Genomic DNA, 26910 nt, shown 5'->3' with positions numbered 1-26910 from the left:
TCCCCTATGAGGCGACCCAAACTATCTGGGCGAACCCTCAGGCGGCGCGGCAATCGTCAGCGCTACAGCCGGTGACACGATGGCACCCTTCTTGGTCGGCGCGTCCGGATGCCAGCCCAGTACCACCAGCATGACGAAGAAGCCGACCACGTACGCTAGCGCAACGTGCCAGCCGTGCTTCAGCCACAGGCCCACCGATTTCGCTTCGGGATACATGCTCGACAATGCCACGCCCGCCGATGAGCCAAACCAGATCATCGATCCGCCGAAACCCACTGCATAGGCGAGGAAGCCCCAGTCATAGCCTCCCTGCTTGATCGCGAGCGCCGTCAGCGGAATATTGTCAAACACGGCTGACACAAAGCCAAGCCCCAGTGCGCTCATCCACGACGCGACAGGCAATTCCTCGACCGGCATCATCGACGCGCAGGTCACCAGCGACAGCAGAAAGATTGCGCCCTTGCCGGCATCGGGCAAGAGCTCCCAATCGGGACGGCGAAGCGGTATGGAAATCAGTATCGCCACCCAGACCGCCACGCCTATAAAGGGAAAATGATCGGCCAGATGGTTGAATTTCATGTTCACCGTCACGTTGGTACCGATGGCCAGAATCAGGATCAGCGCGACGATGCCGACACGGGTCCAGTCGACGTGTGTGTGCGCATGCGCATCCTTCAGAATCGGCGAGAATTTATGCTGCTGCAGCGAAGCGGGGATTCCGCAGACGATGAGCGCGACCACTGCGGCCACATAGGCATCGAAGACCTGGATCGGATTTACGCCAGAAATCCATAACATGGTAGTAGTGGTGTCGCCCACGACGCTACCTGCTCCGCCGGCGTTGGAAGCAGCGACGATGGCGGCGAGATAACCGATGTGCACCTTGGCGCGGAACAACTGATGCGCCATTGCGCCGCCGATCAATGCGGCGGCAATGTTGTCGAGGAACGCCGACAACACGAATACCATGATCAGCATCACAAACGCGCCCTTCCAGTCGTCCGGCAGATATTTCGGCAATATCACCGGCACATGGCTTTTTTCGAAGTGCCGCGACAGTAGCGCGAAGCCCATCAACAGGCAAAGCAGGTTGGCGAGAATCACCCACTCGTGGCTCATGTGCGAAATCCAGCCCGAGACGCCGGGACCGAATTTGAAGCCGGTAAAGACAATCTTGTAGAGCGAAATCGTGACCACGCCTGCCAGCGCGACATAAAGGGTCTGGCCGTGAAACAGCGCTACCCCGAGGAGCGTGATCGCAAACAGGATGAAATCGACCGGGATGCCGCCCACCTTGATCAGTGTCACGCCTTCGGTCGGCGCGGCCATTGCGGCGACAGGCGCGAACACCATGAAACATATCAGCGCCAGGCGGGGGAACAGATTCAATTTCGGCATGTGACCTCCGGAAGCAATGCGCCGATTCTAGCAGCCCCGACAGGAGCCAGAGTCACGGAATCAGGATGACGTGCACCCGATAGGGGCCATGCGCGCCGATTACAAGCGTTTGCTCGATGTCCGCTGTACGTGACGGCCCGGACACAAAAAAAGTCGCGCGCGGCGGCTCGCCGATCTCATTTCGCATCAGCGCGAATGAATCTTCCATCGTTGCCAGAATGCGTGATTTTTTCACCACACAGATATGCGTTTCCGGCAACAGGGCGGTGGCCTTCGGCGTGGCAGGCGCGCCGAGCAACAGCAATGTGCCGGTTTCACCGATCCCGCAAAAACTTCCCGTCAGGCCGATCAAATCATCGCCGTTGGCAGGACGATCATCGAACTGAATCCCGGCACTTTGCCAGTTGAGCGCCGCAAATTCGTGCCAGCCAACGCAGCGCATCCTCAAGGCATTGGCCGCGATGTAGCGCGCCACTTCCGCCGGCAGCGCGGCGATGTCGTCAAGTTCGGCCGTGGTGCTCTTCAACCGTGCGCATTCGGCGATGAAATGCGTGACCGGATCGTGCCGCGAGATCGACGGCAGTGGCCCGCACGCGTGCTCCGCAATGTGCGCGCGCACGGCAGCAAGTTCTGGCGCCGATGTCACGCCATTGCGGCCGGATTTCTCGCGAATGCGGGCGAGGATATTTTCGCGGGCGCTCATTGGCCGCCCTTTCTCGCCGCATAGAGTTCCCTGAAGGTTCTTCCCTGCGGTGCCGGCATGTCGCGCCCATCGGTCCAGCCATCGATGCCGGGCAGTGAATGAATCAGCTTGTCTTTGCCACCCATCCACACGGCCACTCGAACGCCGATGCGCGATGCAAACGCATACAGGCGCGGCCGCTGAATGAAGAACGCCCAGACCGACATGACAAATCGCTCGCCAAACGGCCGCAGCCTTTGGTCAAACTGCCTCTCGCGCCATTTGCGCATCAAGTCGGGCAGCGGGATCTTCACCGGGCACACGACCTGGCATTCGCCGCAGAAAGTGGCTGCATTGGGAAGGTCGCCGGCATTTTCGATGCCGACATAGGTGGGCGTCAGCACCGAACCCATCGGCCCCGGGTATACCCAGCCGTACGCATGGCCCCCGACGTTCTGGTAGACCGGACAATGATTCATGCACGCGCCACAGCGGATGCAGCGCAGCATGTCTTTCATGTCGCTGCCGACCAGCTTGGTGCGGCCGGCGTCGACCAGCACGACATGCATCTGCTCGGGCCCGTCGGTCTCATCCGGAGACTTCACGCCGGTGGTAAGCGTGAGGTAATTGACGATCGACTGGCCGATGGCCGAGCGCGGCAACAGGCGAATCAGCGTTGCGAAATCTTCCAGTGTCGGGATGACCTTTTCAATACCCGTCACCACACAGTGAATGCGCGGCACCGTGGTCACCAGATCGGCATTGCCTTCGTTGGTGACCGTGAGCGTGGTGCCGGTTTCGGCGACGATGAAGTTGGCGCCGGAGATACCCATGTCGGCGGCGAGAAAATGGCTGCGCAACTGTTCACGCGCTTCGCGCGTCAGTTCACCAATGTCGGTGAGTAGCGGCTTGTGATGCGCGGCGGCAAACAATTCCGCGACCTGCTCTTTCGACTTATGCATGGCCGGGGCCACAATATGCGAAGGCGGCTCGTGTGCCAGCTGCAGGATGTATTCACCGAGATCGGTTTCCATCACGTGAATACCGGCAGCGATCAGCACGTCATTGAGGGCAATTTCCTCGGTCACCATCGATTTCGACTTGGTGACCGTTTTCACGCCATTCTGCTGGGCGATGCCAAGCACGATCGCGTTGGCTTCCTCGGCAGTTTCGGCCCAATGCACTTTGGCGCCGCGGCGGATGGCATTGCGCTCGAATTCGAGCAAGTACGCATCAAGATTGTCGATGACGCGATTGCGAAGTTCCGCGGCATAGGTACGAATGTCCTCCCAGTTATCGACCTCGGCCACGCCAAGCGCCCGCCCGTCGACGAACTTGCCCTTGGCCTTTTTCATCGCGCCCTGCAACACGGCATCGTTGAGCTTGCCACTCGCCGTTTGCTTGAAATGCATGCTTTGAACTTGCATCGGTTTTCCTGTCAGCCACCAAGCATAAATGCACGTAGATCGCCATTCGGCGGGCCTCTCCAGACAATATTGCCAGGAACACCTCGCCAGTACTGGTGTTTACTGTTTGCCTTCCGTCATCCCCGCCGCGATCTCGGCGAAGTGATAAACCTTCGTTTTCAGGTCGCCATTGCGCCGCAGGCGGCCTTCAATGTTCAGCAGGCAGCCGAGGTCACCGCCCACCAGCGCGTCCGCTCCGGCAACACCGATGTTGACGCACTTGTTCTCGGCCATGCGCGTGGAGATTTCGCCCAGCTTGATCGAAAAGGTCCCGCCAAAGCCGCAGCATTTTTCAGAATCCTGCATCTCATTTAGCGTGCAGCCGGCTTTCGCCAGCAGTGCGCGCGGCTGCTGTTTGATGCCGAGCTCACGCAGGCCCGAGCAACTATCGTGATAGGTCACGCTGCCCGCAAACTTCCCCGGAACACTGTCGCGCTTCAATACGTTGACCAGAAAATCCGACAGCTCAAACCATTTGGCGGCGAGTGCACGAAATTCCGCTTCCTCGGGTTCGCCATGAAACAGATCTTCAACCGCGTGCACCTTTATCTGGCCGGAACATGAACCTGATGGCGCAACAATGTAGTCGCAATCGCGAAACTCCGCGAGTACTTTCCTCGCAAGCGCTTTCGCCACGTCCCTTGCACCGGAGTTGTAACCCGGCTGGCCGCAGCAGGTCTGGTCGGGCGGCACGATCACCTCGCAGCCCGCGTCTTCCAGCAACTTCAGCGCCGCAAACCCGATGTTGGGGCGGACGAGATCAACCAGGCAAGTAACGAAGAGGCCGACTTTCATAGGCGCATATTAGCGCATGCCGGTTCGCACCTAATCGACGACAGTCAATTAAATGGCCGCCGCAGAAACAGCAACGCCGGGAAAACCCGCGTTGTGATGGAATCGCCAATGGCGTCAGCCAGTCTTCGACCCAAGCGCTGCCAGTTGTTTGCGATTTTCGAGCCATTTCTTGATACGGTTGGCATCGCCCATTCGTGTCAGCTTACCCCAGGAATCGAGCAATACGATCACCACCGGGTTATTGCCGATGGTCGCGTGCATCACCAGGCATTTTCCTGCTTCGTTGATGTAGCCGGTCTTGGAAAGGCCGATATCCCAGCTCGAGGAACGCACCAGCGCATTGGTGTTGTTAAAGCCCATGGCACGTTTGCCGTTCGGAAGCGTGACGTGCAATTGCGGTGTCGTCGAATACTCACGAATCTGCGGAAAGCTTGACGCTTCGGCAACCAGCAGCGCGAGATCCTGCGGGCTTGCAACATTGGCGGGTGCCAAGCCGGTTGGATCGACAAATCTGGAATTCTGCATGCCAATCAGCTTCGCCTTGGCATTCATGGCGTCGACAAATGCAGGCGTGCCGCCGGGATAAGTGCGGCCCAACGAGGCAGCCGCGCGGTTATCCGACGCCATCAAGGCAAGCCGCAACAAATCCTCGCGCCGAAACGCGGTGCCAACCGGCAGGCGCGAGCGGGAACTTTTGATGGTATCGATGTCCGCGCTATCGATAATCACCGGCTCGTCCATATTCTGTTTGGCCTCCAGCACCACCATTGCGGTCATCAACTTGGTGATGGAGGCAATCGGCATTGGCACGTCGGCGTTCTTGGCGTACAGCGCGCGGCCGGTCATTGGATCAAACACCATGGCGGCGTGCGACAGCAGATTGGGCACCCCCTCGCGGGTGAGGTCAGGCGTGGCGCGCGATTTTTGCAAAACCGGCCTGGCTTTTCTGGCGGACTCGGCACAAACATCCGCGCTCGCACTTGCGAGCAACGCTGCACAAAAAGCCGCGATAATAGGTAGTGAATTCCGCTGCACGCCGATACCATCCTTTTTATCCGGCACGACGATTTCTTACCTCATCGCGCCGCATTTCTCACGCCTTCTCTTTGACGAGTTGGAGTGAAGGGAACCTGCTCCAGTCAATTATTGCCGGTTCAACATAACTTGACCTGACACCATAACAAAAACAATGGGGTTCTGGCAAGATTTAACGCCAAGCCTTACATTTCAATCGCAACTTGCTGAATTTCACTGACAAACACCATGTCCGCCCCAAAATACCCGCACTTGGATACCCTGACCGTTCACGCCGGCCAGTCACCTGACCCGGCAACGGGTGCCCGCGCCGTACCTATTTATCAAACCGCTTCATTTGTCTTCCCTGATATCGACACGGCAGCGTCTTTATTTAATCTGGAGCGGACTGGCCACGTTTATTCGCGTATTTCCAACCCGACGCTAAGCGTGTTTGAAGAACGCATGGCGGCGCTGGAAGGTGCACCGGCCGCTATCGCGGTCGCGTCAGGCCAGGCGGCGTTGCACCTCGCCATCGCCACCCTGATGGGTGCCGGGAGCCACATCGTGGCGTCAAATGCGCTTTACGGGGGATCGCATAACCTCCTTTCTTATACCTTGCCACGCTTTGGCATTGAAACCAGTTTCGTCGATGGTCGCGACGCCGACGCCTGGCGAGCCGCCATTCGTCCGAATACCCGGTTGTTGTTCGGCGAATCCGTCGGCAACCCCGGCCTCGACGTATTGAACATCCCGATGGTGGCCGAAATCGCGCATTCGCGAGGCCTGCCGCTGATGGTTGATGCCACGCTGACGACGCCGTTTCTGTCGCGCCCCGTGTCCCAGGGGGCTGACATCGTCATGCACTCCGCGACCAAGTTCCTATCCGGACACGGTGTGGTGATCGGCGGTGTGCTGGTCGATGGCGGCACGTTCAATTGGGAAGGGGACGGGGAAAATGCAGGCAAATTTCCCACGCTGACCGAGCCCTATGACGGATTTCACGGCATGGTAATGAGCGAGGAATCGTCCGTCGCCGCGTTCGCCTTGCGCGCGCGCCGCGAAGGCTTGCGGGATTTCGGTGCCGCCATGGCGCCGATGACCGCTTTCCAGATCTTGCAGGGGCTAGAGACATTGCATGTGCGCATGCCGCGGCATGTGGAGAACACACGAAAAATTGTCGAATTCCTGTCATCCCACAAGGCGGTCGCGCGAGTGACCTATCCCGAACTGGAATCGCATCCCGATCATGCTGTCGCCAAACAACTGCTGCCGGACGGCGCTGGCGCGGTGGTCAGTTTTGAAGTCAGGGGCGGACCGGGCCTGGCGAAGGTCGCTGGGAAAACCTTCATCGAAAAACTTTCGCTGTTCTCTCACCTGGCCAATATTGGTGACGCAAAATCTCTCGTCATTCATCCCGCGAGCACCACACACTTCCGCATGGATGCGGCGGCACTGAAAGCCTCCGGCATTTCCGAAGGAACCATCCGGCTCTCGATCGGCATCGAGCACGTTGACGATCTCATTGAAGATTTATCGAAAGCGCTTTATGCCGCTGGCAAGGTAGCCGGAATATGAAGTTCCTGGTTCAGCAGCAACCCGCGTACGTGTACACCGGCGGAAAACCGTTCGATTCGTCCAAACCGACCGTCATCTTCGTTCACGGCGCTGCCAATGACCACAGCGTGTGGACCTTGCAGGCGCGCTATTTCGCGCACCACGGGTGGAACGCAATGGCCGTTGATTTACCGGGACACGGCAAGAGCTTTGGCGAGGCGAAAACATCCATAGCCGCTTACGGCGACTGGCTCATCGACCTACTCGACAACGGCGCCGTCACCAAGGCCGCGCTGGTGGGACACAGCATGGGTTCGCTGATCGCACTCGATTGTGCGGCACGCCACGGCACCCGCGTGTCACAGATTGCGTTGCTTGGCGCCAGCGCACCAATGCCGGTCTCGGACGTGTTGCTGGACGCGGCGCGTCACCGACCCGCCGAGGCATTTGACATGCTGAATATATGGGGTCATGCGCCGCAGTTGAAGTGGGGCAGGAACCCGACACCCGGCACATCCTCGATGATGGCCTACAAACGCTTGCTCGAGCAAAGCCGACCGGGAATACTCGCGAACGATCTCACGGCTTGTCAGGTGTTCGTCCCGGATGACGCGTTCTTTGCAAATATCCGCGTACCCGCTCTTGTCGTGGCAGGCATGCGCGACATGATGACACCGGCGAAGTCCGCGCAGGCGCTGGCCGCGCGCATCGCTGATTGCTGCGTTTTGAAACTCGAAGAAACCGGGCACGCCATGATGCAGGAGGCACCAGGGAAAACCCTCGATACATTGAGGAATTTTCTGAAGTCATGATGCGTGTGCGTTGCCCCCATAGAGAAGCATGCGACATCCATTCAGACAAACTCCAGCGCTGGCGCGGCTCTCAGACAAAAAACGGCTGAGAAGCCGCGCCAGTGCTTGAGTTTTGCCAAAGAAATCATTTTTCAGCAGACAGCGTTGCGACGCGTTGTTATCGAAGTTGAGCGACTCAGCCCCAAGAAAGACAAACCCCGCCGCAGCGGGGTTTGTCTTGATGTCTCTACCCGTTGGGATCAGGTCGACATCTCGGTAAGAATGTTCTTGAGCCAGCTCTCGGCATAGATCGCCTCAAGTTCCGACAAATCGGGAGATACGCCAACCGAGCCGGCGGCGGCGACGATCGCACCCTTGTCAACTTTATACACACCGGTGACTTCGACGGCCTCCTTGGCGGTGATAAAGCTGTAGCAGGTATTGATCCCGGAAAACTCCGTCAGCTCCTTTCCGTTCATTGCAGCGACCAGATTGAGGGCGCACGCCTTTGCCTGGGAGTTGGCCGAATAGCCGGACTTCGGCATGGCACCCGCGATCGACGCATCGCCAATGACATGTATACCCTTGTGGATCGTCGACTCGAAGGTGGTTGGATTGACCGGGCACCAGTTCTTGTCCGGGCCGACCAGGCCGGCGGCGACCGCGATGTGGCCAGCACGCTGGGGCGGTATCAGGTTGATCACGTCACCCGTCACCGCCTCCAGGCCTTCGACCAGGACGGTTTTCGACTTGGTGTCCACTTCGGTGACCTTCTTGGCACCACGATACTCAAGAATACCCTGATAGTGTTTGGCCCAGCCCTTCTTGAACAGGCCCGCCTTGGACACGATGTCCGGATTGGAGTCCAGTACGATCAGCTTCGACTTTGGCTTCGCCTGTTTGAGGTACATGGCAATCATGCTGGCACGTTCATAGGGACCAGGCGGGCAGCGGTATGGCGTCAGCGGCACGGTGATCAACACAGTGCCGCCGTCTTTCATGGCGACCAACTGGTTACGCAACAACAGCGTCTGTTCGCCGGCCTTCCATGCATGCGGCATGACGTCGGGCGTCTGCTTGGGGTCGTAGCCCTTGATCTCGTCCAAACGGAAATCAACGCCGGGGGAGACGATCAGTTGGTCGTAAGCGATCGTGCCGCCGCGGACCACGACTTTCTTTGCGGCCGGATCGATGGCGGTGACTTCGTCGTAAACCATCTTGATGCCATGGTTGGCGGCAAGCTTGTCGTAGCCGATCGTCAGCGGCGTCAAATCCTTCATGATGCCGCCGATGTACAGGTTGCTGAAGGGGCAGGAAACGAACTGCCGATTTCGTTCAATGAGCACCACTTCGATGCTGCGGTCATACATACGGACGTACTTGGCGGCGATGGTGCCACCGTAGCCGCCGCCAATCACCACCACGCGGCGACCTGTCTTGGGCAATATCTCCGAAACAACCGAGACCGCCGGAGCACCCGCGCAACCGTAAAGCGAGCCCGCACCCGCGCCCGCGCCAAGCAACTTGAGGAAATTTCTGCGATCGATAGTCATATTCTGTCCTCCCTTATTATTTGACGCTGGCGTAAAAATGCGCGATGGCTTCGAGGTCTTCTTTGGAGAGGGGCTTCATTTTTTCCTCTTTACGGTCGAACATCTTGCGCTTGCCGGAGGCGTAATCCTGCATCTGGATTTCCAGGTACTTCACCCATTGTCTGGCGAGAATCGGGGAGTTATCCTTGATCTCCTTGCCATTCTCAACGTGGCAACGTGCGCAATTTTTCTCGTGAAGTTCTTCACCCTTGGTCGCCTTGACCTTGTCCACGGACTGGCTGGTGGCAAACAGCTTTTGCCTGGAGAAAAATCCCCCCATCGCCTCATAGTCCGCGTCGGAATAACCCTTGGCCAGACGCCCCATGACGGTCGAGGGGCGATCACCGCTCTTGAACCCTTTCATCGACTCAACAATGGAAAGCTGTGATTGCCCTGCCAGACTGGGCATGCTCGGGCCCGCGCTGGCACCGTTTGTGCCGTGACAGCCGGCACAGGCATTGGCCAGCATTTCGGGTGACGGCGGTGCCGCGAAAGCAGTTCCCGACATCGCCAGCACACCGGCAATGAGTGCCCATTTATGCCAAGTTATTTTCATCTTTATCTCCTCCTGGTTGCTTGTAAAGAACGGCTAGGAATGATTCCCTGTTGATTTGCCAGACACGCTTATTGTTTGATGACGTTGATGTAACTCTTCACGTCCGGTACAGCCTTGTCGAGGCCGAACTGGTATCCGAGCGAGACAAAATGGAAGCGGGCGTTCGTGTGATCCTCATGGATCGCAAAACCGAAGTTATACACCTTGTCGGCGGCGATGGTGTGGTCCCCGGTGCCGCTCCCAGCCAGCGTCCGCTCAAAAGTCACGATCCACTTGTTGCCATCCTTTTTGCCTTCGGCCTTGACGAGGCTCTTGCCACCTTCCATGTGACGGGCGTCGCTGACGTAACCGTCGACAGGCTTCTCACCCTTGCCGCTGCGATACTGGATGAGATCCATGAACTTGCCGCCCGCCAAGTTGGCGTCCTTGATGTACTTCTGCTTCTTGTCGTCCTTGGCGTTTTTCATGGAGCGCAAATCCATGTGACAGGTGCTCCAGCAGCCATTGAGGTTGGCACCCTCGACGGTACCGCCGCCGTCAAACATCATGGTCAGCTTGACTTCGTTCTTGGCGTCGAGCTTTTTGTCACCGATCTTCGGTGGTACCCATTCGAAGCGAAAGTAGATCTTGTTGCCGTCATGGGCCGATTGGAAACTGACCGGGATTGATCCGACCTTTCCCGGTGGCGGCGTGGGCTCCAGAACGGTCTTGGAATATCCAACGGGTTTGCCCGCGACGATCTTGTCGCCAATTTCGCTGGCGTCTCCTTCGTGGCACTTGGCGCAGGTGCGCTTCTTCTCGACGATATCGGGCACGGCGGAGTGGTCCGCCTTGTTCATGATCCACTCCAGGCCGGACTGGCCCGGATAGAACAAAGTCATCTTGCGGGGCGGGACTTTTGACCAATCCACGTCAGCCATCGCGCTGCCAGCGGCAAGCATCCCGACAACCGCGACCAATACTTTCTTCATCATCTGACTCCCGTTGTAGCCGCCCGAATCGGCGGACAAAATAAAATCCGTCCACGAGTGACGGGCTGGATCTGGCATCGTCTTGCTATTTTGCGTCCGCTACTTCGAGCAGTTGGTGGACCGGCTTGTGGACGAGGCCTTTGTGGCAATCAATACAAGTCTTGCCGTCTTCGATCGCGCCTTCGTGCTTCACCACTGAGCGATCTTTCTGCTTGGTCGGGTCCATGGTCTTGAAGTCGTGACAATTCCGGCATTCGGCGGAATCGGTGTCTTTCATCTTCTGCCAGACGCGCTTCGCCATGACGAGGCGATGCGCTTCGAATTTTTCCGGCGTATCCACCACGCCCGAGATTTTCCCGAGCACGTCACGGGCCGCCAGCAATTTCGCGGTCAGCTTTCGCGCGTAATCGAATGGATGTTTGCTGCCCGCTACGTGACATTCGGCGCACGAGACGCTGGTGCCGGTGCGGTTGCTGTAGTGAATGGACTTCTTGTATTCCTCATAGGGAATCGTCATCTCGTGACAGGAGAGGCAAAACGACGTGCGGTTGGTGTACTCGACACCGGTATTGAGGCCACCCCAGATGGCGATGCCGCCGAAAATCCCCAGAATGATCATGCGCAGCATTGAACATTTTGGCGGCCGCCTCAGGCGCTGCCAAAGGGTCTCTTTTCCTGCGGAAGCGGTTCCGGGGGAAGGCGGGGCGGGGTTTTCAGTCATGGTTCAACATCTCGCAAAGTCAAGGCGTCAGTAGCGGCGGGAAAAATCGACCTCTGATGGCATGCGATTATGCTTTTCTTGTGACCCGCCGCAAAGAAGGCAATAACCTCCATCCGACGGTAGCATCCGCACCATGCTTGCAAGATCCGTTTGTGACAGACCTGAAAAATAAGATGACACAAAAAAGGGGGGGCGCCAATACTCCTTTCGGGTAATTTACGCCGCACGAAAAAAAACCGCTTGCCGTGCGAGGCAAGCGGTTTCCCGGAATCGTGCTGTACCGGCGCCCGTCAGGATTCTTGCGTGACCGGCTCTTTTTCCTCGCTGATGTCGAGTTTCACTTTTTGATCTGCATCAACATCGATGGTCACCTTGCCACCACTTGCCAGGCGACCGAACAAAAGCTCCTCGGCGAGTGCGCGACGAATCGTGTCCTGAATCAACCTCGCCATCGGCCTGGCGCCCATAGTCGGGTCAAACCCGTTCTTCGCCAGATATTTCTTGAGCCCCTCGGTGTACGTGACGTCCACTTTCTTCTCGGTGAGCTGCGCTTCGAGCTGCATCAGGAACTTGTCGACCACGCGCAGGATGACGTCTTCATTGAGCGGAGCAAACGAAATTGTCGCGTCCAGCCGGTTGCGGAACTCCGGCGTGAACATGCGCTTGATTTCGGCCATTTCATCGCCAGCCTTGCGTTCATTGGCAAAACCCATCGACGTTTTTGAAAGCTCGGCGGCGCCTGCATTGGTGGTCATGACAATCACGACATTGCGGAAGTCTGCCTTGCGCCCGTTCGTGTCGGTCAGGGTGCCATGGTCCATCACCTGCAACAGTACGTTAAAAATGTCCGGGTGCGCCTTTTCGATTTCGTCGAGCAACAACACGGAATACGGATGCTTGGTAATCGCCTCCGTCATCAAGCCGCCCTGATCGAACCCGACATAGCCGGGAGGCGCGCCGATCAAACGCGATACTGCATGGCGTTCCATGTATTCCGACATGTCAAAGCGAATGAGTTCCACGCCGAGTATGAATGCGAGTTGCTTGGCCACTTCGGTCTTGCCGACACCGGTGGGGCCGGAGAACAGGAATGACCCAATCGGCTTCGCGGTATTTCCCAAGCCGGAACGCGCCATCTTGATGGCTGAGGACAACGCTTCGATTGCCTTGTCCTGGCCAAACACGACGGATTTCAAGTCACGGTCCAGCGTTTTCAATGCGCTACGGTCATCGGAGGACACATTGCGCGTGGGAATGCGCGCGATCTTGGCAATGATTTCCTCGATCTCCGGCTTGCCGATGGTTTTCTTCTGCTTCGACTTGGGCGCCACGCGCTGCGCCGCCCCGGCCTCATCGATTACATCGATGGCCTTATCCGGGAGATGACGATCGTTGATGTACTTGGCGGAGAGCTCGGCCGCAGTCGTCAATGCGGTCGAGGTGTACTTGACGCCGTGATGGGACTCGAAACGGCTCTTCAAACCCTTCAGGATTTCAATGGTCTCGGCAATGGAAGGCTCGGTCACATCGATCTTCTGGAAGCGCCGCGAGAGTGCGTGGTCCTTCTCGAAGACGCCGCGATATTCGCCGTAGGTAGTTGCGCCAATACACTTCAACTGCCCGGAAGAAAGCGCCGGTTTCAACAGATTGGACGCATCCAGCGTGCCGCCCGATGCGGATCCCGCGCCGATGAGGGTATGAATCTCGTCGATGAACAGAACTGCGTTCGGATTCTCGATGAGTTGCTTCAGTACCGCTTTCAAACGCTGTTCAAAATCGCCGCGATATTTCGTGCCCGCCAGCAGAGCCCCCATGTCCAGCGAGTACACCTGCGCCTTGGCGAGTATTTCCGGCACCTGGCCATCAACAATTCGCTTGGCAAGCCCCTCGGCAATCGCTGTCTTGCCCACGCCGGCTTCACCCACCAACAACGGATTGTTCTTGCGGCGGCGGCATAGAATCTGGATCACGCGCTCAACTTCGTGCTCGCGTCCGATCAGCGGGTCGATCTTGCCATCGATGGCCATCTGATTGAGATGCAACGTGTAACTTTCCAGCGCACCGCCGGACTGCTCACCCTCTGCATTTTCAGTCTCGGCCTCCTCTTTCTGGCCGCCTCCTGGCGCCGCCTTGGAGATGCCGTGCGAAATGAAATTCACAACATCCAGTCGCGAAACACCTTGTTGATGCAGGAAATACACCGCGTGCGAGTCTTTTTCACCATAGATCGCGACCAATACGTTGGCGCCAGTGACTTCCTTCTTGCCAGAGGACTGCACGTGCAAGATGGCCCTTTGTATCACGCGCTGAAAACCTAGTGTCGGCTGCGTGTTTACTTCACCATCGCCGGCGACAATTGGCGTGTGCTGTTCGATGAATTCCGTCAGCGCTTTTTTCAATTCGTCAACTTTGGCCGCGCACGCTCTCAGCACCTCCTGTGCGGACGGATTTTCGAGCAGGGCGAGCAACAAGTGCTCGACCGTAATGAACTCGTGCCGCTTTTGTCGCGCTTCGACAAATGCCATGTGCAAGCTGACTTCGAGTTCCTGGGCGATCATGATTTACCTTTCCAATTTCATTTCGAAACGATTTTTCAATGATCGCTCCACATTTCTCAATACGACTTGCGGGACAACTCCCGGCAAATAGAGCCGGCACATATTGTCTTCAGACAGCCAAGCAATCCATCATCTCTACCAACTGCTCATCAAACGCTTGATCACGCAATCAAGCATACATGCAATGCGGTGACAGCGTGCGTGGTGTGTTTCACTGCCCGCCCATGTCAGACTTCTTCCATGCCGCAGCGCAGCGGATGCTGATTGACGCGTGCAAGGTCAACCACCTGATCAACTTTCATTGACGCGACATCGCGCGGGAAAATTCCGCAGACACCACGCCCCTCGGTATGAACTTTGAGCATGATTTGCGTTGCCCGTTCGAAGTTGTGGCCAAAAATCTGCCCAAGCACTTCAACCACGAACTCCATCGGCGTGTAGTCGTCGTTATACATCACCACCTGCCACATTGCGGGAGGCTTGGTCTGTGCCGGCTTTTCCTTGAGCTCCGTGCTGCCGTGGTCGTTTGATTTGGGTTGCTTGGTGGCCATGCGATCGAAAACTAAAAGCGTTGTTTAATAATAGGGGCAAGGTCACGCGCATTCAAGTGCCACGTCTCTGCGCCGCGCCGGCGCAGGGAGTTTGCACCAACCTTGTGCATTTTGGGCGCGCAAGATGGCAATTTGTATTCATACAACGTGTTTAAGCGAAAATCCGGCCTGGCTATTGACTTGGCAAAATATAGCCGGTAAAAGGCGGTTTGGAGTTTGGCTTTGAGGTTGTCTGCATTTGCATTCCAGCGGTTGCGGGCCTTGACAGCAAAACGATTCCGGGCGCCTCCAACCCGTTTTTGTAAAAGGAAGCATTCGCATGGCAACAGGAACAGTCAAATGGTTTAACGATGCAAAGGGTTTTGGTTTCATCACCCCCGACGATGGGAGCGATGATCTTTTCGCCCACTTCTCGGCAATCCAGATGAATGGTTTCAAAACCCTTAAAGAAGGCCAGAAAGTCAGCTTTGAAGTGACCCAGGGTCCCAAAGGTAAACAAGCATCAAATATCGGTAATCCTTGATCTTTTCCAAGGCAACGATCAAAACCCCCGTGGCAGCAATCACGGGGGTTTTTTATTGGGCACCAAAATGTTGATCGCGTTCAACAAGCCTCATGGGGTGATCTGCCAATTCAGCCCTTCTGGCGACAAACCTACGCTCAAGGACTTCGTCGATATTCCAGACGTTTATCCGGCTGGGAGGCTTGATACCGACAGCGAAGGATTGTTGCTATTGACGGACGACGGCATTTTGCAAGCCAGAATTGCCGACCCCGCGCGAAGAATAGTCAAAAGATATTGGGCACAGGTGGAAGGCGAGCCAACCGATTCCGATCTGGATCCATTACGACGCGGTGTAGACCTCGGTGATTTTGTCACGGCTCCTGCTGCGGCAAAGCTGTTGGCGCCACCTGCCGGTCTTTGGCCACGTGATCCGCCCGTTCGATTCCGGCAAGACATACCGACCGCATGGCTGGAGATTGGTATCGCCGAGGGTAAGAACCGCCAAATCAGGCGCATGACGGCCAAAATTGGCTATCCGACCCTGCGATTGGTGCGAGTCGCCATCGGATCCTGGGTTCTAGATGGAATATTGCCGGGAAAATGGCGCGCGGTCGAGGTGCCGACAAGCATGACGCAGCGCATCAAAACGACAAAAAAACCCTGAAAAGTGAATGAGTTGAGTCATTCGCTGCTTGACAAAAATGTTCACAAATCGGTGTCAACCGGCTATACTGCGGCGCGTTATTCCCTGCGACAGACATAAATCTGTCTGAACAGACTCACGTTTCTCACTCACCCTCTAAGGAATCAATAAATGAAGACCATTTCCACTATCGCTGCAGCATTGTTCGCGGCTGTCGCACTGAATGCCGCCGCACAAGCGCCGGCTGCTCCCGCCGCCAAAACTGAAGCGCCTAAAGCGGTTGCTCCTGCCGCAGCGGCTGCTCCTGCTGCCGCGCCTGCCGCCGCCGCTGCTCCTGCCAAAGCTGCTGAAGTCAGCAAAGCTGCGCCCGCCAAGGCTGACGCGATGAAGAAAGAAACCAAGAAGGAAAAAGCTGCCCGGATCAAGAAAGAAAAACAGGAAGCCAAAGCCGCCAAGGCAGCGAAAGCCAAAGAAGCTAAAGAAGCAAAGAAAGCTGACGCACCGAAGAAGTAAGCCTCACGGCGTTCGGCGCGGGATTTGCTTTCGCGCCATAAAGGGCGGAACCACGGTTCCGCCCTTTGTATTTGTGCGGCACGTGATCGCTTGAATTTTTCTCTGTCTGCCAGATAATCCTTGCATGTCAAAAAAACGTATCGTGGTGGGCCTTTCCGGTGGCGTGGATTCGTCGGTTTCCGCGTTGCTATTGAAGCAGCAGGGATTCGACGTGGTCGGCCTGTTCATGAAGAACTGGGAGGACGATGACGACGATGAACACTGCTCGACTCGCCAGGACTTCATTGACGCCGCCGCGGCAGCCGATGTGCTCGGCATTGACTTCGAGGCGGTCAACTTCGCTGCCCAATACAAGGAGCGGGTTTTCGCCGAATTCCTGCGCGAATATTCTGCCGGCCGCACGCCCAATCCCGATGTATTGTGTAACGCGGAAATCAAATTCAAGGCGTTCCTCGAACATGCAATCAATCTTGGCGCGAATCAGATTGCCACGGGACACTATGCTCGCGTACGTGAAGTCGATGGGCGGTTTGAACTATTGAAGGGGCTCGATCAAGGCAAAGATCAGAGCTACTTCCTGCACCGCCTTAACCAGCACCAATTGTCAAAATCGTTGTTTCCGGTCGGACATTTGGTGAAGTCGGCCGTACGCAGACTGGCGCAAGAGGCGGGCCTGCCGAATCACGCCAAGAAAGATTCAACCGGAATTTGTTTTATCGGTGAGCGCCCTTTCCGGGAATTTCTACAACGATACCTGCCGCGTGAGCCGGGCGACATGGTCACGCCCACCGGCAAGCGCATTGGACGCCACGAGGGCCTGATGTACTACACGCTCGGTCAAAGGCAGGGACTGGGTATAGGCGGCACCCGCGACGGGGATGGCGAGCCGTGGTTTGTAGCGGGAAAAGAGCTTGATAGAAACCGGTTGGTCGTCGTACAGGGGCATGAACATCCCTTGCTGCTGAAGAACGAGCTGGCTGCACAGGATGCGGCGTGGGTTAGCGGCCACGCACCGTCCGAAGCGGGCTCATATGCCGCCAAAACGCGTTACCGCCAGACTGACTCAGCCTGCCATCTCAGCGCCGCCAACGACAGTGAGTTCGCGTTGCGGTTTGACAATGCGCAGTGGGCCATAACCCCGGGGCAGTCCGCGGTCGTCTATGCAGGAGAAGTATGTCTGGGTGGCGGCGTCATTCGCTGAGATTTCTGGAGCTGGACCGGCACTTCACTACAGTGCAAAGAAGAAAGCCGATTTGGCCGTAGCGCGGATCATCAGGCGCGTGGCACAGTTTCCACAAATGCGGCGCGCAACTCGAGTTTTTCTATCCAAGCCTTGAGGTTTGGGTATGTCTCCCGCCATTTGATGTGGGGCAGGCGAAACTCAAGCCACAACAGACCGCAACCAAGCGAAATATCGGCAAGGGATAGTGCCGTGCCGTGGCAGAAATCCTTGTTTCCCAGCTCGTTCGCGGCGGCGGCGATCGCGTATTCCGCCTTGCCGATCTGGCGGTCGATCCAATCCATGCTTTGTTGAGCCTCGGGGCGCTTCCTTTCCAGGAAAACGGCGATACCGGCATCGGCAATGCCATCGCCGAGGGCTTCCCAGCGTTTCACCAATAGCCGATCGCGCCCGTTCTCCGGAATAAGCCGGGAAACCGGACTGATGCTGTCCAGGTATTCGACGATCACGCGGGAATCGTAGACCGCCAGGCCATCATCGAGAATCAACGCCGGAATCTTGCCCAGTGGGTTGTACTGATTCACGGCGGTATCGGCAGCCCATACGTTTTCCTGCACGAAATCGCATTCGATGCGTTTTTCCGCCATGGCAACCCGGACCTTGCGTGCATACGGGCTGGTATACGATGCGATCAGTTTCATTCTTGTTTTCTCAATATTTTCAGCCTGAAAGTATAACATTGCGATATCTTGCGCCGATGAGTTGGCACTCGCGACAAGGGCACATTGAGGGGTGCGTGGTAAAATTTTCCGTAATCTCCCCGTGGCGTTCCTAAGGCGTTCTGATGTCCTCCCCCGCACTGCTTCCGCTGAATTCTCTGACCGCACTGTCTCCACTCGATGGCCGCTACGAAAGGAAAACGGCCAGCCTGCGCGCCTGCTTCAGCGAATTCGCGCTGATACGGTTTCGGGTTCAGATCGAAATCGAATGGCTGATTGCGCTGTCCCAGGCAGCGGAAATTTCCGAATGCGCGCGAATCAGCGACTCGACGGTAAAGACACTTCGCGACGCAGCCGCCACTTTTTCGCTTCCCGATGCGGAGCCCGTCAAAGCTATCGAAGCCACCACTAATCACGATGTCAAAGCTGTTGAGTACTGGTTGCGTGAACGATTCGCCGGCGACGCGGAAGTCGTCGCGTCGCAGGCCTTCATTCACTTCGCCTGCACGTCGGAAGATATCAACAACCTCTCGCATGCACTGATGCTGAAAAGTGCGCGCGAGACTGTGCTGTTGCCGGCGCTCGCCGGTGTTGAATCCCGGCTGCAAACGCTGGCACACCGTCACGCTGGCCTGGCCATGCTTTCCCATACCCACGGTCAAGCCGCCACGCCAACGACCATGGGCAAGGAGATGGCGAATGTGGCGTATCGCCTGCGTCGACTGCGCAGCGCCATCGCGGATACGCGAATACTCGGGAAAATAAACGGCGCCGTCGGCAACTACAACGCGCATTTGTCCGCGTACCCCGATTTCAATTGGCAAGCATTTGCGCAATCATTCGTGGAAAGCCTCGGCATCACCTTCAACCCTTACACCATCCAGATCGAACCTCACGATGCCATGGCGGAACTGTTTGACGCCATCGCGCGTGCCAATACCGTGCTCATCGACCTGGATCGCGACATCTGGGGCTACATTTCCCTCGGCTATTTCAAACAGCGCGTGAAAGCCGGCGAAATCGGCTCATCGACCATGCCGCATAAGGTCAATCCCATCGATTTCGAAAACTCCGAAGGCAATCTTGGTCTGGCCAATGCGCTCTTGCGGCACATGGCGGAAAAGTTGCCGATCTCACGCTGGCAGCGTGACCTCACCGACTCGACCGTGCTGCGCAATATGGGCGTCGCCTTCGGCTATTGTGTATTGGCCTACGACTCATTGGCGCGCGGACTCGACAAGCTTGAAGTCAATGAAGCGAAAATTGCGTCACACCTTGATGCCAGTTGGGATGTGCTCGCCGAACCGATACAGACGGTGATGCGCAAACACGGCATCGACGACGCCTACGAGCAATTGAAGGAACTCACCCGCGGCAAAGGCGGCATTGAACGGGAATCACTGCGGAAGTTTGTCGCCGGGCTGGCGATTCCTGACGCTGACAAAACGCGATTGCTGGAACTCACGCCGGCAACTTATATCGGCGACGCACAAAGGCTCGCGTCGGAAATCTGAGCGTCAGGCGCGATTGAGTGCACAAACTCAAGCGCTGGCGCGCCTTTCGAGCCGAAAATGCCTGAAACGGCAAGCTGGTCGCGGACTTTATGCATTGGGTACTTCTCAAACTCAATTTCTGTCGCCCCGGATTTCGTCCGGCGCCCAGTCTTTGTCAATGCATCATGTCCTTATCAAAATTGGATCCCGGCCTGCGCCGGGATGACAGCGTTAATAAAAGCGCCCTATCCCGCCGAGCCATGCACTGCTCTCGCACCGGCACTTGAAGTGAATCCGGCGACGCCTTCTCAAATGTCGAACTTGATGCCTTGCGCCAGCGGTAATTTGCGGGAGTAGTTAATGGTATTGGTGGCGCGGCGCATATAGGCCTTCCAGCTATCGGAACCCGATTCGCGACCGCCGCCGGTTTCTTTCTCGCCACCAAACGCTCCGCCAATCTCCGCACCGGACGTGCCGATATTGACGTTCGCGATACCGCAATCGCTGCCGCCTGCCGCGACAAATTGTTCGGCTTCGCGCATGTCACTGGTGAAAATGGCGGAAGACAAACCTTGCGGCACGCCGTTCTGCAAGGCGATTGCCTGATCGAAGTCGTCATAGCGCAATACGTACAGGATTGGCGCGAAGGTCTCGTGACAGACGATTGGCGTCTGCGCAGGCATTTCCACGATGGCCGGCTGCACATGAAAGGCGTTCGGAAATTCATTGCCAAGCACGCGCTCGCCGCCGTGAACCGTGCCGCCTTCGCGGGCAGCGGACGCAAGTGCGGCTTGCATGCCGTTGAATGCGGCTTCATCCACAAGCGGTCCCACCAACGTGTTTTCGTCGAGCGGATTACCGATGCGGACAGACGCGTAGGCAGCCTTCAGCTTGGGCAATAGCTGATCGTAAACACTTACATGCACAATCAGGCGACGCAAGGAAGTGCAGCGCTGTCCCGCCGTTCCCACCGCAGAGAAAAGGATCGCGGGCAACGCCATCTTCAGGTCCGCACTGGGCGCCACGATCAACGCGTTGTTGCCGCCCAATTCCAGGATGGTTTTGGCAAACCGCGCGGAAGCGCGATTTCCCACTGCACGTCCCATGCGAGTGGAGCCCGTCGCGGAGATCAGTGCAACGCGCGCATCATCCACCATCGCTTCACCGATATCCGCGCGTCCGATGATTACTTGTGACAAACCCTGCGGCACGACATTACCACCATCCGCAAAACGCCTAACGGCACGTTGCAGCAATGCATGCGACGCCAGCGCGGTCAACGGTGTTTTCTCGGACGGCTTCCAGATCACGGTATCGCCACACACCAGCGCCAACGCAGTGTTCCATGCCCATACCGCGACGGGAAAATTGAACGCGCTGATAATCCCGACGACACCAAGCGGATGCCATTGCTCCATCATCCGGTGGCCGGCGCGTTCCGAGGCGATCGTCAGACCATAAAGCTGGCGCGAAAGCCCGACGGCAAAGTCGCAAATGTCGATCATCTCCTGAACTTCGCCCAGACCCTCCTGAAGAATTTTTCCGGATTCAAGCGTGACGAGCCTGCCGAGCACATCCTTGTTGGCGCGAAGCTCCTCACCGAGCAAACGCACCAGTTCACCTCGCTTGGGCGCGGGCACGGTGCGCCAACTCAGGAACGCCGCATGCGCGTCGCTGATCTTTTTTGCCACCGTCTCACGTGTGTCACTGCGCAATGACGCAAGCGCCACCCCATCGACGGGCGAACGTGATATGAGGTGATCGCCCGCATGTGCAGAGAGGTCAACGCCCAGCCGGGAAAGTAAATCCTTGGTATCCATGAGTGTCGCCGGAAGCGGAAAGATCGGTAGGTTACCCCATTTGCGGATTCATGCGCTCCTTGTGGGCGAGCTTGTTCAACGCATTCAGATACGCCTTGGCGCTCGCGATGACGATGTCGGTATCCGTTCCCACGCCGTTGATGATGCGCCCGGCTTTCGACAGCCGCACCGTCACTTCACCCTGCGAATCGGTGCCTTCGGTCACGTTGTTCACCGAATACAGCAGTAACTCCGAGTTGCTGTGGGCGACGCTTTCCAGCGCTTTGAACGCCGCGTCAACCGGACCCGCGCCCTTCGCCTCACACGACATTTCCTTGCCGCCGTCTGCAATCACGAGGCGCGCATAAGGCTCTTCGCCGGTCTCGATGTGCGCGGTGAGAGATACCAGGTGGTATTGCTCGATCTCGGGTGTGATGGATTCGTCGGATACGAGTGCGTGCAGGTCTTCGTCAAAGATTTCGTGCTTCTTGTCGGCAAGCTCCTTGAATTTCTGAAAGGCGACGTTTAGCGCGACTTCTGATTCCAGTTCGATGCCAAGTTCTTTCAATCGCTGCCTGAATGCCGAGCGGCCGGATAGTTTGCCGAGCGAGATCTTGTTCGCGTTCCAGCCCACGTCCTGCGCACGCATGATCTCGTAGGTCTCGCGATGCTTCAGCACGCCGTCCTGATGAATACCCGACTCGTGGGCAAATGCATTCGCGCCGACCACCGCCTTGTTCGGCTGCACCGGATAGCCGGTCACTGTCGCCACCAGCCTGGAGGCCGGCACGATCTGGGTGGCGTCGATGCGCGTTTCCACATTGAAATAATCCTTGCGCGTCCGCACCGCCATCACGATTTCCTCCAGTGATGCATTGCCCGCGCGCTCACCGAGGCCATTGATCGTGCACTCAACCTGCCGAGCGCCCGCGTGCACCGCGGCAAGCGAATTGGCGACCGCCATGCCGAGATCGTTGTGGCAGTGCGTGGACCAGATTACCTTGTCCGCATTCGGAACGCGTTCGATCAATGACCGAAAGCGTTCCGCCCATAACTCGGGAACGCTATAGCCGACGGTGTCGGGCACGTTGATAGTGCGCGCGCCCGCATTGATCACGGCTTCGAACACCCGGCAAAGAAAATCCGTTTCGCTGCGTACCGCGTCCTCGGCGGAGAACTCGACATCGTCGCAAAGGGTGCGTGCGAATTTCACCGCATCGACCGCGGCCGCCAGCACTTGATCCGGTGACATGCGCAACTTGTGCTGCATGTGAATCGGTGAAGTCGCGATGAAGGTATGAATGCGCCCCTGCGCGGCGGGTTTGATGGCATCGCCAGCCTTCTGGATATCGCCCGCCTGCGCGCGGGCAAGTGAACACACTGTCGAGTCCTTCACCGCGGTTGCCACCGCGTGGATAGCCTCGAAATCACCTTCGCTGGCCGCGGCAAAACCGGCTTCGATAACATCGACGCGCATCTTTTCCAGTTGTTTGCCAATGCGAACTTTTTCTTCCTTGGTCATTGATGCGCCGGGACTCTGCTCGCCGTCGCGCATGGTGGTGTCAAAAATGATCAATTTATCCATTGCAATCTCCGTTACCTGATTTCCGAACGTGAAAATACTTTATCGCCCGATTTCACGGGCGCTGAATACAACGAGAGGGAGGGGAAGTTATGTGCGCGCGACGCGCAGCAGCAGGCCAAGCGCAAGAGTCAGGCTGGCCGGCAGGGTAATGCAAGAATTTGAACGAGCGTTCATGGTCACAATATAGCGCGAGCCTTGCTGCAGAGCAATACCCCTGGGACTATCCAATCATTGCCTTGGGCATTTTTCATTGCGCCGCCGGGGTGCTGGGCGGGTTCGCTGGCGGTTTCTTGTCGCCGCCACGCATCAGTGCCATCAGCGCCATCACATAGCCGGACAAGGCGTACACCACAAACAATCCCCACAGCACATGCGAGGGCTCAATGGTGACGACCAGATACACAACGAAAATCGCCGGCACGACCCAAAACGGCACGCTGCGCCGCATGTTGAAATCCTTGCCGCTGTAATAGCGAATATTGGTCACCATTGTTATTCCGGCAAACACGGTAAGTCCCCACGCCAGCCAGCGCACGTCGCCACCGTGTATTTGATAGTCGTTTAGCACCCAGATCAATCCCGCGACCAGCGCCGCCGCCGCCGGGCTGGGCAAGCCCTGGAAATATTTCTTGTCGATGACACCGATGTTGGTATTGAAGCGCGCGAGCCTCATTGCCGCGCAGGCACAGTAGATAAATGCCGCCGCCCAGCCCCACTTGCCCATCGGCTTGAATGCCCATTCATACATCACCAGCGCGGGCGCGGCGCCAAAAGAGACCATGTCCGAGAGGCTGTCAAACTCCGCGCCAAACTCACTTTGTGTGCGCGTCATGCGCGCGACGCGACCGTCGAGGCCATCCAGCACCATCGCACAAAAAATCGCGATGCACGCAACCTCGAATTTATCGTTCATGCCCTGGACGATTGCGTAGAAGCCGGCAAACAGTGACGCGCAGGTAAACAGGTTTGGCAGGATGTAGATGCCCTTCTTGCGGCGCTCGGGATCGAGCAAGCCTTTCTTGATCTTGGGATTGGGCGAATTGATCATCGGCCAATCACTTGCGACTCACGCATTGGGTAACCTGGTGTGCGACCTTTGGCTCCCGATCGTGAACCGTCATCTCGATGAAGAAATAGTTGCATGCGCCTATTGTAACGGAACGCTGCCCGCGCCTGGTTTTGGCCCGGCAATCACATACCTGCCCATGCATTCGCCCATGCAAATGCCGCGCGCCGGCGCCCATTGATCGTTGAACAGGAGCGTGTCTTTCGGGAACAACATTACCACCGTCGACCCCAGCAAGAAGCGGCCCATTTCGTCGCCTTGCTTGAGCAGGACCTGCTGAGTGTCATAGGTCCATTCGCGGACTGCACCGAGGCGCGGTGGATTCACCACGCCGTGCCAAACTGTCGCCATGCTGCCGACAATTGTCGCGCCCACCAGGGTCAACACGAATGGTCCCTTTGCGCCGGAAAAAACGCAGACGATGCGTTCATTGCGCGCAAAAAGGCCGGGGACACCACGCGCCGTCACCGGGTTAACGGAAAACAATGCGCCGGGCACATATATCATTCGCGTCAGACGCCCATCGCAAGGCATGTGAATACGGTGATAGTCCTTCGGGCTGAGATACAGGGTCGCGAAACTTCCATCCTGGAATTGCGCGGCAAGGACAGAGTCACCGCCGACCAGTGCCGTTGTCGAATAGTGATGGCCCTTTGCCTGGAATATCTGATCGCGCTCGATCGCGCCAAATTGGCTGATGGCCCCATCAACGGGGCAAACATAGTCCACGTCGGCGAGCGGACGGGCACCATTGCGCAGGGGACGCGTGAAAAACTCGTTAAAACTCGGGTAGCTGCCAATGTCAGGATTGGCCGCTTCATCCATATTGACGCCATAGCGGCCCACGAACCAACGGATCAGCCACGTGGTGAGGCGACCGCCTTTAGCGCCCGCAATCTTCCCGGCGAACGCGGTGAGCGCCTGCTTCGGCAAGAGGTATTGAAGTAAAACGGCGAGGCGATCAGACAAGTTGGTTGCCGGGGGACACGACGAGCGCCATTCTATCCGATGCGTGAGATGTAATCGCGGCGCGCACTCCGCAGCTTTATCAAACTCAAGCACTGTAGCGGCTTCACGGGCAATTATGGCTGGAAATCCGCTACAGTGCTTGAGTTTGATAAATCATATCGCCAGTGTTAACCCCCGTGAAGATGTCGCGCGGCCTTATCCTCACACATAAAAAAAGGCCAGTCGCCCGGCCTTTTTTCCATGCGTGCAATCAGTTCTTGGACTGATCAACCAGCTTGTTCTTTTTGATCCACGGCATCATCGATCGCAGTTTCTCCCCGACTTCCTCAATCGGGTGTTCCGCGAGCAAACGACGCTTTGCCGTCAGCGTCGGTGCGCCCGCCTTGTTTTCAAGGATAAAACTTTTCGCGTATTCGCCGGTCTGGATGTCCTTCAGTGCCTGACGCATTGCCTGACGTGTTTCGTCGGTGATGATCTTGGGGCCGGTGACGTATTCACCATACTCGGCGTTGTTCGAGATCGAGTAATTCATGTTGGCGATGCCGCCTTCGTAAATCAGATCGACAATCAGCTTCGTCTCGTGCAGACATTCAAAGTACGCCATCTCCGGCGCGTAGCCCGCTTCGACCAGCGTATCGAAGCCGGCCTTGATCAATTCCACGATACCGCCACACAGGACGGCCTGTTCGCCAAACAAATCGGTCTCGGTTTCTTCGCGGAAATTGGTTTCGATCACGCCGCCGCGCGAGCCGCCGATGCCCTTGGCGTACGAAAGCGCCAAATGCTTGGCTTTGCCGGAATTGTCCTTGTGCACGGCAATCAGCGACGGTACACCGCCACCAGCAACGTAAGTTGAGCGCACCAGATGACCCGGCCCCTTGGGTGCGATCATGATGACATCCAGGTCCGCGCGCGGTGTAACAACCCCATAGTGAATATTGAAGCCGTGCGCGAAAGCGAGTGCCGCGCCTTTCTTGATATTGGCGTGCACTTCATTCTTGTACACGTCGCCGATGTTTTCATCGGGCAGCAACATCATCACCACGTCCGCGCTTTTTACCGCATCCGATACTTCGGCAACTTTCAGTCCGGCTTTCTTTGCCTTGTCCCACGAGGCACCACCCTTGCGCAGGCCAACGGTGACCTTTACACCGGAATCGTTGAGGTTCTGTGCGTGCGCGTGCCCCTGTGAGCCGTAGCCCACGATGGTGACCTTCTTGCCTTTGATAAGTGAGAGGTCACAGTCTTTGTCGTAATACACTTTCATTTTTCTTCTCCGAGAGTAATTTGCTGCTAAGCCTTCACAATCCATTCGCCGCGGCCCAACCCGCAGGCGCCGGTGCGAACGGTTTCAAGAATGAGTGACCGGTCTATCGCTTCCAGAAATGCATCGAGTTTTCCGCCGGTGCCTGTCAATTCGATCACGTAAGTTTTTTCCGTCAGGTCGATCACACGCGCACGGAAGATATCCGCCGTGCGCTTCAATTCATCGCGATCCTTGCCGACGGCGCGCGCTTTCACCAGCATCAACTCGCGCTCGACGTGCTTGCCTTCGTTAAGATCGACAATCTTGACCACATCGACGAGCTTGTTGACCTGCTTGGTAATTTGCTCAATCACCTCGTCGGACCCCGACGTGACAATTGTCATGCGCGACAGCGTGGCGTCTTCGGTCGGCGCCACCGTCAGGGATTCGATGTTGTAGCCGCGCGCCGAGAACAGTCCGGCGACACGTGAGAGCGCTCCGGATTCGTTTTCAAGCAATATGGAAAGGATATGTCGCATC

At 57.1% G+C, this 26910-nt stretch carries 25 protein-coding genes; 7 read left to right on the top strand and 18 right to left on the bottom strand.

The genetic code is table 11. The features are described 5' to 3' along the window. Nucleotides 1-21: 21 nt before the first annotated feature. The 5 genes from IPP88_10805 to pbpG form a co-directional block, all read right to left on the bottom strand. Nucleotides 22-1299, bottom strand: a complete 1278-nt coding sequence (locus tag IPP88_10805; GenBank protein MBL0123182.1) for a citrate transporter — start codon at nt 1297-1299, stop codon at nt 22-24. A gap of 151 nt (nt 1300-1450) precedes the next feature. Beyond that, nucleotides 1451-2101 carry a lactate utilization protein C gene (locus IPP88_10800; protein MBL0123181.1) on the bottom strand — a complete coding sequence of 217 codons (651 nt, stop codon included), beginning with the start codon at nt 2099-2101 and terminating at the stop codon, nt 1451-1453. Then, on the bottom strand, nt 2098-3507 hold the full coding sequence (locus tag IPP88_10795; protein ID MBL0123180.1) for an iron-sulfur cluster-binding protein: 1410 nt from the start codon (nt 3505-3507) through the stop codon (nt 2098-2100). The genes IPP88_10800 and IPP88_10795 overlap by 4 nt, the downstream gene beginning before the upstream one ends. Nucleotides 3508-3606: 99 nt before the next feature. Beyond that, a complete protein-coding gene (locus IPP88_10790) occupies nt 3607-4341 on the bottom strand; it encodes a (Fe-S)-binding protein (protein ID MBL0123179.1) in 735 nt (244 codons plus the stop codon). A gap of 114 nt (nt 4342-4455) precedes the next feature. Then, nucleotides 4456-5271, bottom strand: a complete 816-nt coding sequence (gene pbpG, locus IPP88_10785) for a D-alanyl-D-alanine endopeptidase (GenBank protein ID MBL0123178.1) — start codon at nt 5269-5271, stop codon at nt 4456-4458. 333 nt (nt 5272-5604) lie between these two features. On the opposite strand from pbpG, the gene IPP88_10780 reads away from it, so the two are divergent. Next, a complete protein-coding gene (locus tag IPP88_10780; GenBank protein ID MBL0123177.1) occupies nt 5605-6933 on the top strand; it encodes an O-acetylhomoserine aminocarboxypropyltransferase in 1329 nt (442 codons plus the stop codon). Next, entirely contained in the window at nt 6930-7724 is a 795-nt protein-coding gene (locus IPP88_10775) for an alpha/beta hydrolase (GenBank protein MBL0123176.1), read from the top strand. The genes IPP88_10780 and IPP88_10775 overlap by 4 nt, the downstream gene beginning before the upstream one ends. A 239-nt stretch (nt 7725-7963) precedes the next feature. On the opposite strand, the gene IPP88_10770 is transcribed toward IPP88_10775, so the two are convergent. The 6 genes from IPP88_10770 to clpS all read right to left on the bottom strand — a co-directional run bounded on the left by IPP88_10770 (nt 7964) and on the right by clpS (nt 14652). Then, nucleotides 7964-9256 carry an FCSD flavin-binding domain-containing protein gene (locus tag IPP88_10770; GenBank protein ID MBL0123175.1) on the bottom strand — a complete coding sequence of 431 codons (1293 nt, stop codon included), beginning with the start codon at nt 9254-9256 and terminating at the stop codon, nt 7964-7966. A 16-nt stretch (nt 9257-9272) separates the two neighbouring features. After that, entirely contained in the window at nt 9273-9851 is a 579-nt protein-coding gene (locus IPP88_10765) for a cytochrome c4 (GenBank protein ID MBL0123174.1), read from the bottom strand. Nucleotides 9852-9919: 68 nt separating this feature from the next. Continuing rightward, entirely contained in the window at nt 9920-10825 is a 906-nt protein-coding gene (locus IPP88_10760) for a hypothetical protein (GenBank protein ID MBL0123173.1), read from the bottom strand. An 82-nt stretch (nt 10826-10907) separates the two neighbouring features. Continuing rightward, nucleotides 10908-11543, bottom strand: coding sequence for a NapC/NirT family cytochrome c (locus tag IPP88_10755; GenBank protein ID MBL0123172.1), 636 nt, complete (start codon nt 11541-11543; stop codon nt 10908-10910). Nucleotides 11544-11833: 290 nt separating this feature from the next. Continuing rightward, nucleotides 11834-14101 carry an ATP-dependent Clp protease ATP-binding subunit ClpA gene (clpA, locus tag IPP88_10750; protein ID MBL0123171.1) on the bottom strand — a complete coding sequence of 756 codons (2268 nt, stop codon included), beginning with the start codon at nt 14099-14101 and terminating at the stop codon, nt 11834-11836. A 227-nt stretch (nt 14102-14328) separates the two neighbouring features. Continuing rightward, nucleotides 14329-14652 carry an ATP-dependent Clp protease adapter ClpS gene (clpS, locus tag IPP88_10745; GenBank protein ID MBL0123170.1) on the bottom strand — a complete coding sequence of 108 codons (324 nt, stop codon included), beginning with the start codon at nt 14650-14652 and terminating at the stop codon, nt 14329-14331. 319 nt (nt 14653-14971) lie between these two features. Here clpS and IPP88_10740 point away from each other — a divergent pair, with 319 nt between their 5' ends. The 4 genes from IPP88_10740 to mnmA all read left to right on the top strand — a co-directional run bounded on the left by IPP88_10740 (nt 14972) and on the right by mnmA (nt 17514). After that, nucleotides 14972-15175 carry a cold-shock protein gene (locus IPP88_10740; GenBank protein ID MBL0123169.1) on the top strand — a complete coding sequence of 68 codons (204 nt, stop codon included), beginning with the start codon at nt 14972-14974 and terminating at the stop codon, nt 15173-15175. Between the two features lie 67 nt (nt 15176-15242). Further along, nucleotides 15243-15821, top strand: a complete 579-nt coding sequence (locus tag IPP88_10735; GenBank protein ID MBL0123168.1) for a pseudouridine synthase — start codon at nt 15243-15245, stop codon at nt 15819-15821. A gap of 150 nt (nt 15822-15971) precedes the next feature. Next, a complete protein-coding gene (locus IPP88_10730; GenBank protein ID MBL0123167.1) occupies nt 15972-16313 on the top strand; it encodes a hypothetical protein in 342 nt (113 codons plus the stop codon). A gap of 124 nt (nt 16314-16437) precedes the next feature. After that, the gene (gene mnmA, locus IPP88_10725; protein MBL0123166.1) at nt 16438-17514 is read left to right on the top strand and encodes a tRNA 2-thiouridine(34) synthase MnmA; all 1077 of its coding nucleotides are present in this window, start codon (nt 16438-16440) and stop codon (nt 17512-17514) included. Nucleotides 17515-17585: 71 nt separating this feature from the next. Here mnmA and IPP88_10720 read toward each other — a convergent pair whose 3' ends face one another. Then, nucleotides 17586-18194, bottom strand: coding sequence for a glutathione S-transferase N-terminal domain-containing protein (locus tag IPP88_10720; GenBank protein MBL0123165.1), 609 nt, complete (start codon nt 18192-18194; stop codon nt 17586-17588). Between the two features lie 143 nt (nt 18195-18337). Between IPP88_10720 and purB the strand changes: the two genes are divergently transcribed. Further along, nucleotides 18338-19726 carry an adenylosuccinate lyase gene (purB, locus tag IPP88_10715; protein ID MBL0123164.1) on the top strand — a complete coding sequence of 463 codons (1389 nt, stop codon included), beginning with the start codon at nt 18338-18340 and terminating at the stop codon, nt 19724-19726. A 287-nt stretch (nt 19727-20013) separates the two neighbouring features. On the opposite strand, the gene IPP88_10710 is transcribed toward purB, so the two are convergent. The 6 genes from IPP88_10710 to ilvN all read right to left on the bottom strand — a co-directional run bounded on the left by IPP88_10710 (nt 20014) and on the right by ilvN (nt 26909). Further along, entirely contained in the window at nt 20014-21525 is a 1512-nt protein-coding gene (locus tag IPP88_10710; GenBank protein ID MBL0123163.1) for an aldehyde dehydrogenase family protein, read from the bottom strand. 31 nt (nt 21526-21556) lie between these two features. Then, entirely contained in the window at nt 21557-23089 is a 1533-nt protein-coding gene (locus IPP88_10705; GenBank protein MBL0123162.1) for a 2-isopropylmalate synthase, read from the bottom strand. 247 nt (nt 23090-23336) lie between these two features. Further along, a complete protein-coding gene (gene pssA, locus IPP88_10700) occupies nt 23337-24137 on the bottom strand; it encodes a CDP-diacylglycerol--serine O-phosphatidyltransferase (GenBank protein ID MBL0123161.1) in 801 nt (266 codons plus the stop codon). A 99-nt stretch (nt 24138-24236) separates the two neighbouring features. Next, nucleotides 24237-25124 carry a phosphatidylserine decarboxylase gene (gene psd, locus IPP88_10695; GenBank protein MBL0123160.1) on the bottom strand — a complete coding sequence of 296 codons (888 nt, stop codon included), beginning with the start codon at nt 25122-25124 and terminating at the stop codon, nt 24237-24239. Nucleotides 25125-25374: 250 nt separating this feature from the next. Then, nucleotides 25375-26391 carry a ketol-acid reductoisomerase gene (gene ilvC / locus IPP88_10690; GenBank protein MBL0123159.1) on the bottom strand — a complete coding sequence of 339 codons (1017 nt, stop codon included), beginning with the start codon at nt 26389-26391 and terminating at the stop codon, nt 25375-25377. A 26-nt stretch (nt 26392-26417) separates the two neighbouring features. Further along, complete coding sequence (ilvN, locus tag IPP88_10685) at nt 26418-26909, bottom strand: acetolactate synthase small subunit (GenBank protein MBL0123158.1); 492 nt, start codon at nt 26907-26909, stop codon at nt 26418-26420. Between the last annotated feature and the right edge of the window lies 1 nt (nt 26910).

The sequence above is a fragment of the Betaproteobacteria bacterium genome (genome assembly GCA_016720925.1).
GTDB lineage: Bacteria > Pseudomonadota > Gammaproteobacteria > Burkholderiales > Usitatibacteraceae > UKL13-2.
The sequence above is the reverse complement of the archived record's forward strand: the minus strand, read 5'-3'. Positions and strand labels throughout refer to the sequence as shown.